15 protein-coding genes and 2 tRNA genes are annotated in these 13,120 nt (G+C 62.6%); 10 read left to right on the forward strand and 7 right to left on the reverse strand.

Features of this window, described 5'->3' with window-relative positions:
- The first annotated feature begins 6 nt into the window (after positions 1–6).
- Together HJD22_RS11840 and HJD22_RS11845 are read left to right on the forward strand one after the other, a co-directional pair.
- Positions 7–80: transfer RNA gene (locus HJD22_RS11840), tRNA-Gly, on the forward strand.
- A 28-nt stretch (positions 81–108) separates the two neighbouring features.
- Positions 109–183, forward strand: a tRNA-Thr gene (locus tag HJD22_RS11845).
- A 149-nt stretch (positions 184–332) separates the two neighbouring features.
- On the opposite strand, the gene hisC is transcribed toward HJD22_RS11845, so the two are convergent.
- Positions 333–1,385, reverse strand: a complete 1,053-nt coding sequence (hisC, locus tag HJD22_RS11850) for a histidinol-phosphate transaminase (RefSeq protein ID WP_208654686.1) — start codon at positions 1,383–1,385, stop codon at positions 333–335.
- 108 nt (positions 1,386–1,493) lie between these two features.
- Between hisC and HJD22_RS11855 the strand changes: the two genes are divergently transcribed.
- The 6 genes from HJD22_RS11855 to mnmH all read left to right on the forward strand — a co-directional run bounded on the left by HJD22_RS11855 (position 1,494) and on the right by mnmH (position 7,817).
- Positions 1,494–2,378 (forward strand): AEC family transporter, encoded by an 885-nt coding sequence (locus HJD22_RS11855; RefSeq protein ID WP_208654687.1) that lies wholly within the window; start codon positions 1,494–1,496, stop codon positions 2,376–2,378.
- A 103-nt stretch (positions 2,379–2,481) separates the two neighbouring features.
- Positions 2,482–3,582 (forward strand): alkene reductase, encoded by a 1,101-nt coding sequence (locus HJD22_RS11860; RefSeq protein WP_208654688.1) that lies wholly within the window; start codon positions 2,482–2,484, stop codon positions 3,580–3,582.
- A gap of 120 nt (positions 3,583–3,702) precedes the next feature.
- Positions 3,703–4,152, forward strand: coding sequence for a copper resistance protein NlpE N-terminal domain-containing protein (locus HJD22_RS11865; RefSeq protein ID WP_208654689.1), 450 nt, complete (start codon positions 3,703–3,705; stop codon positions 4,150–4,152).
- Positions 4,153–4,270: 118 nt separating this feature from the next.
- Positions 4,271–5,647: a DNA repair protein RadA gene (gene radA / locus HJD22_RS11870; protein ID WP_208654690.1), complete on the forward strand. Its 1,377-nt coding sequence runs from the start codon at positions 4,271–4,273 to the stop codon at positions 5,645–5,647.
- Between the two features lie 44 nt (positions 5,648–5,691).
- Positions 5,692–6,729: a selenide, water dikinase SelD gene (selD, locus tag HJD22_RS11875; RefSeq protein WP_208654691.1), complete on the forward strand. Its 1,038-nt coding sequence runs from the start codon at positions 5,692–5,694 to the stop codon at positions 6,727–6,729.
- A complete protein-coding gene (gene mnmH / locus HJD22_RS11880; RefSeq protein ID WP_208654692.1) occupies positions 6,726–7,817 on the forward strand; it encodes a tRNA 2-selenouridine(34) synthase MnmH in 1,092 nt (363 codons plus the stop codon). The genes selD and mnmH overlap by 4 nt, the downstream gene beginning before the upstream one ends.
- On the opposite strand, the gene HJD22_RS11885 is transcribed toward mnmH, so the two are convergent.
- Positions 7,797–8,486: a type 1 glutamine amidotransferase gene (locus HJD22_RS11885; protein WP_208654693.1), complete on the reverse strand. Its 690-nt coding sequence runs from the start codon at positions 8,484–8,486 to the stop codon at positions 7,797–7,799. The two genes, mnmH and HJD22_RS11885, sit on opposite strands and share 21 nt — an antisense overlap.
- 67 nt (positions 8,487–8,553) lie before the next feature.
- Between HJD22_RS11885 and HJD22_RS11890 the strand changes: the two genes are divergently transcribed.
- Positions 8,554–8,850 (forward strand): MGMT family protein, encoded by a 297-nt coding sequence (locus HJD22_RS11890; protein WP_208654694.1) that lies wholly within the window; start codon positions 8,554–8,556, stop codon positions 8,848–8,850.
- A gap of 28 nt (positions 8,851–8,878) precedes the next feature.
- Positions 8,879–9,469, forward strand: coding sequence for a YjaG family protein (locus tag HJD22_RS11895; protein WP_208654695.1), 591 nt, complete (start codon positions 8,879–8,881; stop codon positions 9,467–9,469).
- 15 nt (positions 9,470–9,484) lie between these two features.
- Here HJD22_RS11895 and HJD22_RS11900 read toward each other — a convergent pair whose 3' ends face one another.
- The 5 genes from HJD22_RS11900 to hisB form a co-directional block, all read right to left on the reverse strand.
- Positions 9,485–10,006 carry a hypothetical protein gene (locus HJD22_RS11900; protein WP_208654696.1) on the reverse strand — a complete coding sequence of 174 codons (522 nt, stop codon included), beginning with the start codon at positions 10,004–10,006 and terminating at the stop codon, positions 9,485–9,487.
- Positions 10,007–10,020: 14 nt separating this feature from the next.
- Positions 10,021–10,794 (reverse strand): imidazole glycerol phosphate synthase subunit HisF, encoded by a 774-nt coding sequence (gene hisF / locus HJD22_RS11905; RefSeq protein WP_208654697.1) that lies wholly within the window; start codon positions 10,792–10,794, stop codon positions 10,021–10,023.
- A gap of 3 nt (positions 10,795–10,797) precedes the next feature.
- Positions 10,798–11,559, reverse strand: coding sequence for a 1-(5-phosphoribosyl)-5-[(5-phosphoribosylamino)methylideneamino]imidazole-4-carboxamide isomerase (gene hisA / locus HJD22_RS11910; RefSeq protein WP_208654698.1), 762 nt, complete (start codon positions 11,557–11,559; stop codon positions 10,798–10,800).
- A 72-nt stretch (positions 11,560–11,631) separates the two neighbouring features.
- The gene (hisH, locus tag HJD22_RS11915; protein WP_208654699.1) at positions 11,632–12,273 is read right to left on the reverse strand and encodes an imidazole glycerol phosphate synthase subunit HisH; all 642 of its coding nucleotides are present in this window, start codon (positions 12,271–12,273) and stop codon (positions 11,632–11,634) included.
- Between the two features lie 82 nt (positions 12,274–12,355).
- Positions 12,356–12,949, reverse strand: coding sequence for an imidazoleglycerol-phosphate dehydratase HisB (gene hisB / locus HJD22_RS11920; RefSeq protein WP_208654700.1), 594 nt, complete (start codon positions 12,947–12,949; stop codon positions 12,356–12,358).
- Positions 12,950–13,120: the final 171 nt, after the last annotated feature.

The following is a 13,120-nucleotide window of genomic DNA, read 5'->3' on the forward strand; positions in this document are numbered from 1 at the left end:
GGATAGGCGGGTATAGTTCAATGGTAGAACCTCAGCCTTCCAAGCTGATGGTGCGGGTTCGATTCCCGCTACCCGCTCCAGTACTGATGTGTGGTATTGCGTAAGTTTGCTCATGTAGCTCAGGGGTAGAGCACACCCTTGGTAAGGGTGAGGTCGACGGTTCAATTCCGTCCATGAGCTCCATATTGTAGAGACGAGCATGGCTTGTCTTGTGCCGAAAACTCTGGCCTCATGGCCGGAGTTTTTCCGTTTCTGAATTAGAGAGCACTCCTTTACCGTAATTGTCTCTTTGCTTCGCGGGCTCGCCACGGCGAGCCCGCGAAGCCGGTAAATCAAGTAATCAATATCTCTAACGCCTCAATCAGGCTATCCATCTCGTCATCGGTACCGATGGAGATGCGCATGAAGTCACGCAGCATATCGGTATTGAAGTGACGTATCAGAATGGCGCGCTCGCGAAGGCCGAGAAAGAGCTGGCCGGCGTCATAGTCGGGATGACGAACCAATACGAAGTTGGCCTGGGACGGCAGTACCTCAAAGCCGAGTGCCTCCAGCCGACGGCGTGTGCGCTCGCGGGTAATGATGACTTTCTCCCGGGAGGCCTCGAAGTGGGCGCTGTCCTCGAGCGCGGCCACGCCCACGGCACTGGCCAGGCTGTCGATGGGATAGGAGTTGAAGGAGTTCTTGACCCGCTCGAGCCCCTCGATCAGTTCTCGTGAACCGATCGCGTAGCCCAGCCGGATCCCAGCCAGGCTGCGCGACTTCGAGAAGGTGCCGGTGACCAGCAGGTTAGGGTAGCGCTCGATCAATGGCACCGCACTCTCCCCTCCAAAATCCACGTAGGCTTCATCGACCAGCACCACGCACTCGGAAACGCGCTCGAGCATTGAGGCTATGGCTGTACGGCCGTGACCATGCCCGGTGGGGGCATTGGGATTGGCGAAGATCACACCACCGCTCTTGGGGTCGATATCATCCAACGGCACCTGCCACTCATCAAGCGGTAGGGTCCGGTAGTCGATGTCGTATAGACGGCAGTAGACCGGATAGAAGCTGTAGGTGATATCCGGCATCGAAAGTGGCCTCTCCTGACAGAAGAATGCCTGGAAGGCGAGGGCCAGCACCTCGTCCGAGCCGTTGCCCACGAATACCTGCTCAATCTCGACACCGTGCTCCCTGGCAAGGGCGCTGCGCAGTGCCATCGCTTCGGGGTCTGGGTAGAGTCGCAGATGATCGGTGGGGTAGTCGCGTAGTACCTGTCCTACGCCGGGCGCGGGTGGATAGGGGTTTTCATTGGTGTTCAGCTTGATCAGGCGCTCACGGGGCTGCTCTCCAGGGACATAGGGAGTCAGCTCGCGAACGGTGGGGCTCCAGAACTTGCTCATGGTCACTCGCATTGGTGGGCGGTTAGCACTTTGGTCATGTTGACCCGGCCCGGTGAGCCGCGCAAGCGAAGGCTGTGCTAGCCTGGCTGCCCATCAAGGGAGTAGGTCATGATTGCACAGATTCTCGCCACGCTCTTGCCAGTGTTTCTGATTGCTGGCTGCGGTGCCCTTTACGGCTACTTTCGTACTCCGGATATACGCGGTCTCAATACGCTCAATATGGAGTTGTTCGTCCCGTTGCTGGTGTTTTCGGTGCTTGCCGACCGTCAGGCTCCGCTCCAGGAGTATGCCGGGCTGGCGGTTGCCGCGGCCGTGGTGGTGCTGGGCTCGGGCGTCCTGCTGTGGCCCTTGGCGCGCTGGTGGCGACTGAATATCAAGACCTTCCTGCCGCCGATGATGTTCAATAACTCGGGCAATATCGGTATACCCTTGTTGGTGCTGGCCTTTGGCGAGACGGCACTGCCGGCGGCAGTGGTGCTGTTCATCGTCGAAATGATGCTGCACTTCACCGTGGGGCTTTACATGCTCAGCCCGGCAACACCGCTGTGGCGACTTCTGCGCATGCCAATCGTACTGGCGAGCATTGCCGGACTGAGCGTCAATCTGGGCGGTGTGCCGCTACCGGGATGGCTGATGGAAGCCATGCAGATGCTGGGGGGCGTCAGCATTCCGTTGCTGCTATTTGCATTGGGTGTGCGAATGTTGGATATCGACTTCAGTGACTGGCGGCTCGGTACGCTGGGGGCGGTGCTCTGCCCGCTGAGTGGATTGATACTGGCCGCGCCACTGATCTGGCTACTGGATCTGCAGGGGCTCCAGGCAATTTCACTGTGGGTCTTCGCGGCGTTGCCGCCCGCGGTACTCAACTACTTGGTGGCCGAGCAATATGGCCAGGAGCCGCACAAGGTGGCTTCGATAGTGCTGATCGGTAATCTTGGCAGCCTGATCGTGATGCCGTTGGTGCTTGGCCTGCTCTTCGTTTACGCATATTAGTGGTGTAGCAGCGGCTCCCGAGTGGAAGGAATTCGTGCGGTAGGGGTTGATTAGTGTACTAACGACCCTATCTCTAGTACACGTTCGATCAATGGAGAGAGAGATGAATTACCCTACCCTGCTTTCACCGCTGCGCATGGGGCAAGCGGAACTGCCCAATCGCGTGATCATGGCGCCACTGACCCGCTCACGTACCCCCGATGCCGTTCCCGGCGAGCTGCAGCAGGAGTACTACGCCCAGCGCGCCAGTGCCGGCATGATCATCAGCGAGGCGACCAATATCTCGCCCACGGCACGCGGCTACGTCTATACCCCCGGAATCTGGAGCGATGATCAGGTAGAAGGCTGGCGAGGCGTGATCGATGCCGTGCATCGCGAGGGGGGGCGTATCGCACTGCAGCTGTGGCATGTGGGGCGCATCTCCCATGAGATGGTGCAGCCTGAGGGGCAGGCGCCGGTCGCTCCCAGCGCGCTGCGTGCCGAAGGCGCCAATTGCTTCGTCGAGTTCGACGATGGCAGTGCCGGTCAGCACCCCACCAGTACGCCGCGAGCCCTTGAGACGGAGGAGATTCCCGGCATCATCGAGGACTACCGGCATGCGGCGCGCAATGCCAAACGAGCTGGTTTCGATATGGTCGAAGTACATGCGGCCAATGGCTACCTGCTGCAACAGTTCATGGCCACCGGTTCCAACCAGCGCAGCGACCGTTATGGTGGCAGCGTGGTCAATCGTGCCCGCTTGGTGCTCGAGGTGGTGGATGCCGTCAGCGAGGTGATGGGCGCCGATCGGGTGGGCATCCGTCTGTCCCCCTTTATCGAGATCTTCGGCTTGAGCGACGACGAGCCGCAGCAGATGATCGACTATCTTGCCGCACAATTGGCCGAGCGCAAGATCGCCTATCTGCACATCAATGAACCGGACTGGACCGGCGACGGGCCCAAGCTGCCGGAGGGGTTTCGCCGTTCGCTGCGTGACCAGTTCCCCGGCACATTGATCTACTGCGGCCACTATACCGCTGAGCGTGCCGAGCGCCTGATCAGCGAGGGACTGGCGGATGCCGTGGCGTTCGGGCGCCCCTATATCGCCAATCCGGACCTGGTCGAGCGCTTCGAGCGCGATGCCGAGTACAACGAGCCGGATCCGGCCACCTTCTACGGTGGCGGTGCCGAGGGTTATGTCGATTATCCGCGTCTCCAGGCCTAGCAGGAGCGCTGATTTTGCCTTCCTGGGCGCGCGGAACTGTCCGTGCGCCGCTCTTGTCGTTATGCTGTGAAGTAGATGTCGCGTTTTGCGACACTTGACCCATTGGTTAGGAGGACTCTCATGCAGATCAGGACATTGCTGGCCGGTTCCGCCATGCTCGCCATGCTGGCTGGCTGTGCCACTGGCCCGACGGAGCCCGGCGCGCCAGATGCCGCGATGGATGACGTAGCGACCTACCATGGCACGCTGCCATGCCGTAATTGCGCGGGTATCGATATCGAGGTTCAAATGATGGGCGATGAGTATGGCGACATCGACGAGCGCACCTTCACGCTCGAGGCCAGCTATCGTGAGCATCCTCAGAGCCCTCCGGATGAAAACTATACGGGTAATTGGGAAGTCCTGAGCGGCACCGCTTCCGATCCCTCAGCGACAGTCTACGAGCTGACGCCGGATGGCGAAGGACAGATCTACTACTTCCTGCGTGTCGATGACGCCACGCTCGAGCTGATCGACCCCCAGCGTCGCCAGTTCGAGAATAATGAAATGCTGCAGTTACAGCGTCAGTAATTCGTGCAACAGCCCTACCTGGCGGCCTACGGGCCGCCTTTGCATTTCTGGTCTGGTCCTGCCTTGCTCATCGTGAGAGTGCGGTAGAATGGCCATCATTTTCTAGAGAGCGGGCGACATGGCCAAAGCGAAGAGTGCCTTCGTCTGCACCGAGTGCGGTGCCGAATACAGCAAGTGGCAGGGGCAATGCGCGAGCTGCCGGGAATGGAACACGCTAAGCGAGATCCGTCTCGCTCCTCCACGCCCTGGTGCCGCGCCGGCGGCAACCGCCGGGCGTAGCGGCTATGCCGGGATCGTCTCGCGAGACGTCATCGATCTTTCTGCCGTGGACCTCTCCGAGGTGCCGCGTTTCTCCTCGACCTTCGGCGAGTTCGACCGTGTGCTGGGTGGGGGACTGGTGCCGGGATCGGCGGTACTGCTCGGCGGCAACCCCGGGGCGGGCAAGTCGACCCTGCTGCTGCAGACCGCCTGCAAGCTGGCGCAACACAAGCGTGTGCTCTACATCACCGGCGAGGAGTCGCTTTCCCAGGTGGCGATGCGCGCGCACCGCCTGCAACTGCCCGTTCAAGGGCTCAAGATGCTTGCTGAAACTAGCGTCGAGACGATCCTCGGCGTGGCCGAACGCGAGCGCCCCGAAGTGCTGATCATCGATTCGATCCAGACCATGCACCTCGAGGATATTGCTTCGGCGCCGGGAGGCGTGGCACAGGTGCGCGAGTCGGCGGCGGCGCTGACTCGCTTTGCCAAGCACTCCAATACGGTGCTGCTGCTGGTCGGGCATGTCACCAAGGATGGCTCCCTGGCCGGCCCCAAGGTGCTCGAGCACATGATCGACGCCTCGCTGCTTCTCGAGGGTAGCGCCGATACTCGCTTTCGCACCCTGCGCGGCCAGAAGAACCGCTTCGGCGCGGTCAATGAGCTTGGGGTCTTCGCCATGCTCGAGCATGGTCTAAAAGAGGTGAAGAACCCCAGTGCCATCTTCCTGTCACGCAGCGAGGAGCAGAGTGCCGGCAGCCTGGTGATGGTGGTATGGGAAGGCACGCGTCCGATCCTCGTCGAGGTGCAGGCGCTGGTGGACGAGTCGGCACTGGGCAATCCCCGGCGCGTGGCGGTGGGGCTCGACCCCAACCGCTTGGCCATGCTGCTCGCGGTACTGCACCGCCATGGCGGGTTGTTCACCGGCGATCAGGACGTCTTTCTCAACGTGGTGGGGGGCGTGAAGGTGCTCGAGACCAGCGCGGACCTGGCGGTGCTGCTGGCGGTCGTCTCCAGCCTGCAGAATCGGCCGCTGCCGCGGGAGCTGGTGGTGTTCGGCGAGGTTGGTCTCTCAGGTGAGATCCGCCCGGTGCCCAGTGGTCAGGAGCGCATCGTCGAGGCCGCCAAACATGGCTTTACCCGCGCCATCGTGCCCCGCGGCAATGCGCCCAAGAGCGCACCAGCGGGAATGGAGGTGATCGCCGTCGACAAGCTGGCTGAGGCGATCGAAGCCTTATAGCCTGTGATCAGAGTGCCTATACGGATAAACGCAAGGAGAGCCTAATGAGTACCATTCGCTTGACCCAATATAGTCATGGAGCCGGTTGCGGCTGCAAGATCGCCCCCGACGTGCTCGACGCTATTCTGGCCAAGGCAGGTCCTAGCTCGAATCTCGAGCGGCTGATCGTCGGTAACCAAGGGCGTGAGGATGCCGCCGTCTATGACCTGGGCGACGGCCGTGGAATGATCGCCACCACCGATTTCTTCATGCCGATCGTCGACGATCCCTTTGATTTTGGCCGTATCGCCGCGACCAATGCCATCAGCGATGTCTACGCCATGGGCGGCACACCGGTGATGGCACTGGGTATCCTCGGCTGGCCACTCGACAAGCTGAGTGCCGATATCGCCGGCGACGTGGTGGCCGGCGCTCAGGCGGTATGCCGTGAGCTGGGGCTGGCACTGGCCGGAGGCCACTCCATCGACTCCCAGGAGCCGATTTTCGGTCTTTCCGTCAATGGTCTGGTCGACCTCGAGCATCTCAAGCTCAACAAGGGGGCCAAGCCCGGCGATCTGCTCTACCTGACCAAGCCGCTTGGCGTCGGCATGCTCACCACCGCCGAGAAGAAAGGGCTACTGCAGGAGGGGCACCACGACCTGGCTCGCGAGACCATGCTCAAAGCCAATAGGATCGGTATCGACCTGGCGCGGGTCGAGGGCGTTCACGCGATGACCGATGTCACGGGATTTGGTCTGGCGGGGCACCTTGGAGAGATCTGCAGTGCCAGCGGCGTGGCGGCGCGCATCGACTTCCGACGCCTGCCGAGGCTTGCCGAGGCCGAGGCCTATCGCCGGCAGGGCGCAATACCCGGCGGCACGCTGCGCAACCGCCAGGCGCTGGGCGAGCGTCTGCCAGGCATGGATGAGCCGCACTGGCAGTGGTTGTGCGATCCGCAGACCTCGGGCGGCTTGCTGATCGCGGTCGATCCCGCCTGGTCCGATGATGTGGAGAGCATCGGGCGCACGCACAAGATCGCACTCGAGCCTTTCGGTGAGATTATCAAGGCGGAAGGTCCCGCCCTGATCGAGGTTCGTGGATGAGCCTACCGCTCGTCGAGCCGGAACTCGGCTTACTGCGTGAATCACGTCTGCTTATCGATGTACGTGCCCCGGTCGAGTTCGCGCAAGGGGCGCTGCCCGGGGCCATCAACCTCCCGCTGATGGATGACGAGGAGCGCCGACAGGTGGGACTGACGTATAAGCAGTCGGGCCAGCAGGCCGCCATCGCCTTGGGCGAGCGATTGGTGGCGGGACGGATCAAGCATGCACGCACCGATGCCTGGCGCCATGCCGTGAGCGAGAGCCCCGAGGCGATCCTCTACTGTTTTCGTGGTGGGCTGCGCTCACAGATCGCCCAGCAGTGGTTGGCCGAAAGTGGTGTGGAGCGACCGCGCATCCGTGGCGGCTGGAAGGCGATGCGCCATCAGCTGTGCTTGCGTGTCGACGCCGCTGCCGAGCGGCCGATGCTGGTGGTGGGAGGCTTGACCGGTTGTGCCAAGACGGCACTGATCCAGCGTCTCGACAATGGCCTCGATCTTGAGGCATGCGCACGTCACAAGGGGTCGGCCTTCGGCCGCCACCCGCTGCAGTCGCCATCGCAGATCGATTTCGAACATGCCATGGGCATGGGGCTGCTGGGCATCGATGGCCCCTGCGTGGTCGAGGACGAGTCGCGCCATATCGGCGCGGTCAATGTCCCCCTTGCCTTCTGGCGCACCATGGAGCAGGCCCCACGTCTACGTGTCGAGATGCCGCTGGATTGGCGCCTGGCCCAGATCCGTAAGGATTATATCGACGATCTGTGGGAGGTCTATCGCCGCCAATACGGGGAGTGGCTAGGCTGGTCATTGATGCGCAAGCAGCTCTCCTCGGCGCTGGCACGGCTCAGGAAGCGCCTTGGTCATGCACGCCTTCAGCGCCTTCAGCGCTTGCAGGCGCTGGCCTTCCGCGAGCATGCGCGGGGCGACCGCCAGGCCCATGAAGCCTGGCTTGCGCCGCTGCTCACGGAGTACTACGACCCGCTCTATCGCCATCAGCTCGAGAAGAGCGAACATGAGTTTCTCCACGTGGGCGACTGGGAGAGCTGTCTGGCGGCAGCGCGCGAGTGGTCAGAACGTCACGCTACCTAGCCAGCGCAGCAGGACCCGGTCGAGCAGCGAGGCGAGCTGGTCGAAGCGGCGTGGGCTCTCGAGGATCTGCTCGCGAGACTGGACATAGGCGGTACTTCCCGTAGCGTTTGGCGGGGTGTGATCGAGCAGGGCGGCCGCACTTTGCGCAGTCGCTTCCAAATGGCACTGCAGGGCGATCACGCGACCGGCGTCCCAGGAGAACCCTTGTAACGGGCTTGCCTCGCTGCCACCCAGCGGCAAGGCGCCGTCAGGTAGCCCGAAGATATCGTGATGCCACATGAAGGCATCGAACTGTTCGGGTAGATCGAAGGCGCTCTCCGGTGCCAGGTCGACACGATGCCAGCCGATCTCGGCATAGGTGCCTCGCGAGGTGATGGCGCCGAGGCCCTCGGCGATCAGTCGGGCGCCGAAGCCGAGGCCCAGCACCGGCTTGCCGCTCTTCAGCGCGCGGGCGATCAACTTGCGCTCGCGCTTGAGCCAAGGCGCATCGCGCTCGGTGAGATCCATCGGGGCATCGAGGATGATCAGGGCATCGCAATCCTCCAGCCGCGGCGGTAGCTCACCGGCATGCAGCCGACAGCCGTTGTAACTGTGGCCCATGCCGGTCAACCAGTCGGTGAGGCGGGCGGGGCCGATTCGATCGTCGTGTTGCAGGAAATAGATATGCATGATGATTCCATGGTGAACAGAGGCGCGGGACTCGTCCAGTGTCTTCCCGGTCAGGCAGGGCGATAACATGGCCAGGCCTGAACTGCTTGAGCAGATTTACACTATTGTGGCGCAGATTCCGCCCGGACGGGTGACCACTTACGGCCGTGTGGCGAAAATGACCGATGGTGCCACCCCACGCATGGTGGGTTCGGCGATGCGGCACCTGCCGCCGGGGCACGGGCTTCCCTGGCATCGGGTCATCAACGCCTCGCGGCGGGTCACCGAGCATGATGGGGCTGACCGCCAGCGTAGCAAGTTGCGCAATGAAGGTATCCTGTTCGACGCGCGTGGCCGTATCGAAGCCGATCATCTATGGCCATGATGCGCTTCATGTAATGCAAGGAGATTCAATGAGCCCCACTGCTGGAGGTTTCAATCAGCGCCTGCGCCAGCTCGACGAGCGCCAGGCGTTGGCATTCATGGCGGCCCTCTGCGAGCGACTGCTGCCCAATTACCGGCTCTATGCCGAGACTGCCGGGGTGGGTGATCCGGCAGGGCTGCGTGTGATTCTCGACCTGGTCTGGGAGCGGCTACTGGTCAAGGAGGCGAAGATCGACTTCGACCGCCAGGCCGAGAAACTCGCCGAGCTGGAGCCGCCGGCCGAGGATGACAGCTTCGGTGCGCGACGCGCTCTGGATGCGGTGGTGGCGCTCTCGTCGATACTCGACGTGTTGCGTGGCGGGTCGCCCGAGGCGGTCTTCGAGGTCAGTCTCGCCTCGCGTGGCGGGGTGAGGTCCTTCATCGAGCTCACCGAGGGCGAGGAGGACGATGTCCGCCTGGCCGCCCTGGTGCGCGAACACCCGTTGATGGCCGATGAGCGCGATTTCCAGGAGGCTGTGCTGGAGGCGGTGGAGAGCCCGCTTGATCGCGACGCGCTCAAGTCCCTGCGGCAGCTTGGGCGTAACGGCGGTATCAGCAATCTGGGCCTCTCTTGTGACTAGGCCCAGCCAGCCGTGCTAGAAGCGCACCCCGCCGAGCACCATCATTCCCGCCGTACCGAACACGATGAGATCCGCCTCGATGGGTCCCCAGCGCATCCCGACGCTGGGCAGTAGCGCGGGGGCGGTGCCGTAGCGGTTGAGCGGGATGTTGTCCCGGTATTCACCGCGGTAGCCATGCAGCAGGCCGCCGGTCAGCTTGCCGCGGATCTCGAAATTCTCCGAGGGTTGCCAGAAGGGGAATTCGCGGCCCACGTAGACGTAGAACGACTCCTGATCGTGCGAGTTGATGAAGCGAGCGCCACCGGCCAGCCAACGATCGGGAGTGTGCAGTTCGAGGCTGATCAGCTCCTGATCGTTGTTGTGGCTGGGATCGGGGCTGAAGTGACGGGTATAGAGGCTGGTCTGCACTAGTACATGATCGAGCTGATAATCGATATCCAGCTCAGGGAAGAAGGCATGGGCACTCGGTGCCTGAAGCCCGGCGATCAGGCCCAGGGCAACGATGGGGTAGCGCCAACGCGTGGCGAAAGGGTTCATGCAAGCTCCTTGAGCTAGAGGCGCATCTCGATGCCATGCTTCATCATGTGGCGCTTGGCATCGGGAATGCTGTATTCGCCGAAATGGAAGATACTGGCGGCGAGTACCGCATCGGCGCCCCCCTCGGTGACACCGGCGACCAAATGGTCGAGGTTGCCGACCCCACCAGAGGCGATTACCGGCACGCTCACCGCGTCGCTGATCGCACGCGTCACGCCCAGATCGAAGCCCGCCTTGGTGCCGTCGCGATCCATGCTGGTCAGCAGCAGCTCGCCTGCGCCCAGCTCGACCATCTTGCGTGCCCAATCCACGGCGTCGAGCCCGGTGGGCTTGCGTCCGCCATGGGTGAAGATCTCCCAACGAGATGGCTCGCCCTCCTGGGAGACCTGCTTGGCGTCGATGGCGACTACGATGCACTGGCTGCCGAAACGCTGGGTCGCCTCGAATACGAAATCGGGATTGACCACGGCGGCGGTGTTGATCGACACCTTGTCTGCGCCGGCGTTGAGCATGGTGCGAATATCCTCACAGGTGCGAATGCCGCCCCCCACGGTCAGTGGAATGAACACCTCACCGGCGATACGCTCGACCATCTCCACGGTGGTGCCGCGATTCTCGTGACTTGCCGTGATATCGAGGAAGGTGATCTCGTCGGCGCCCTGCTGGTTATAGCGCTTGGCGATCTCCACGGGATCGCCGGCGTCACGTATGCCGACGAAGTTGACCCCCTTGACGACGCGGCCGGCGTCAACATCGAGGCAGGGGATGATGCGCTTGGCCAATCCCATGTTTCAGCTCCCTGATTGCTGGCTTGAGGGGTTGTCCAGTGCGTCGCTCAGGCGCTGCGCCTCGGCGAGATCCAGGCTCCCTTCGTAGATGGCACGCCCGGTGATGGCGCCGAGAATGCCGTCGCCGGCGACCTTCGCCAGGCCGCGAATATCGTCGAGGTTGGTTACCCCTCCCGAGGCGATCACCGGCAGGCCGCTTTCACGGGCAAGTTCCGCCGTGGCCTCTATGTTGACCCCGGACATCATGCCGTCGCGGGAGATGTCGGTATAGACGATGCTCGATACGCCATCGTCGGCGAAGCGCTTGGCTAGATCGATGGCCTTGACGCTGGAGACCTCGGCCCAGCCGTCGGTGGCCACGAAGCCGTCCTGGGCATCGAGCCCGACGATGACATGACCCGGAAATGCCTTGCACATCGCGGTGACGAAGGCCGGATCCTTGACCGCCTGGGTGCCGATGATCACATACGACACGCCTGCGTCGAGATAGTGCTCGATGATCGCCGCGGAGCGAATGCCGCCACCGATCTGGATCGGAAGTGCGGGGTAGGCGCGGGCGATGGCGGTGACCGCCTCGCCATTGACCGGCTTGCCCTCGAAGGCGCCATTGAGATCGACCAGGTGCAACCGCCGGGCACCGGCCTCTACCCAGCGCGTGGCCATGGCCAGCGGATCGGCGCCATAAGTGGTCGAATCCTCCATGCGGCCTTGCTTGAGGCGGACGCACGAGCCGTCCTTGAGATCGATGGCGGGTATTACCAGCATGTCGTTTCCTCGCAGCGCCGAAGCGCGGTGGTGCCTTGTTCGGTCAGGGCGGTGGGCGTAGGCAATCGGTGATCAGGGATTCCAGTGCACGAAGTTTTCCAGCAGCTTGAGCCCTGCCTCGGCGCTCTTCTCGGGATGGAACTGGGTCGCGAATACCGGCCCCTTACCTACCGCGACGTGTGCGCGGGTGTCGCCATATTCGGTGACGCCGAAGATCGCCGAATCATCGGCGGCATCGACATAGTAGCTATGCACGAAATAGAAGCGCTCGCCATTTTCGATGCCGGACCAGAGCGGGTGTTCGTGATACTGCTCGATCCGATTCCAGCCCATGTGGGGCACCTTGAGGCGCTTGCCCTGGGCATCCTGCATGTCGCTGGCAAAACGGCGAACCCGGCCGGGCAGAAAGCCCAGACAGGCGATGCCGTCATTCTCTTCGCTGTCGTCGAGCAGCATCTGCTGGCCGACACAGATGCCCAGCAGTGGCTTGTCGGCACTGGCCAGCAACTCCAGCACCAGCCCCTTGAGCTCGCTGCGCTCGAGCTCGCCAATACAGTCACGGATGGCGCCCTGACCTGGCAGCACCAGTCGCGTGGCGCCACGAATACAGCGCGGATCACGCGTCACCACGACGTTCTCGTGAGTGACATGCTCGAGAGCCTTGGCGACGGAATGCAGGTTGCCCATTCCGTAATCGATGACGGCGATGGTCATGGTGCGCTCCTTGTGGCGGATTGAGCTGGCCGCGCCTGGTGCCGGCCATGGTTCCCGACGACGGCAAGCGCCGGCCTGGCGATTACAGTGAACCCTTGGTTGAGGGCATGCGGCCGATCATGCGCGGATCCTCGGCGACGGCCATGCGCAGCGCGCGACCGAAGGCCTTGAAGATCGTTTCGGCCTGATGGTGGGCATTGAAGCCCTTGATGTTGTCGATATGCAGCGTGACCTGGGCATGGTTGACGAAGCCCTGGAAGAACTCCCAGAACAGCTGGGTCTCCATGCGACCGATGGTGGCACGCGTGAATTCGACCTCCATGAACAGTCCTGCCCGGCCCGAGAAGTCGACCACCACGCGGGAGAGCGCCTCGTCGAGCGGCACGTAGGCGTGACCATAGCGGTAGATGCCACGCTTGTCGCCGATCGCCTTGGAGAAGGCCTGGCCGAGGGTGATGCCGAGATCCTCCACCGTGTGGTGGTCGTCGATATGCAAATCACCCTGGGCCGTGATATCCAGGTCGATCAGGCCATGACGTGCCACCTGATCGAGCATGTGATCGAGGAAAGGCACACCGCTTTCGCCGCTCAGATGCCCCTGGCCGTCGAGATTCACGCTCACCGTGATCTGGGTTTCCTTGGTGTCGCGTGAAACCGTGGCGCTACGCTCGGACATGACAGTGATTCTCCTGCTGACGAAAGACAACGGTCGGCCGCTAGGGTTCGCACTCTGGTACGGCTTGCGGGTCGAGCCCAGCATTATAGTGAATCGCCCCCCCCATCCGCTACAATGCTCGACGCTGACGGCCAACTGGCCGGATGGCACCTATTTCGAACTTGGCCCGCC

Source organism: Halomonas sp. TA22 (assembly GCF_013009075.1).
Classification (GTDB): domain Bacteria; phylum Pseudomonadota; class Gammaproteobacteria; order Pseudomonadales; family Halomonadaceae; genus TA22.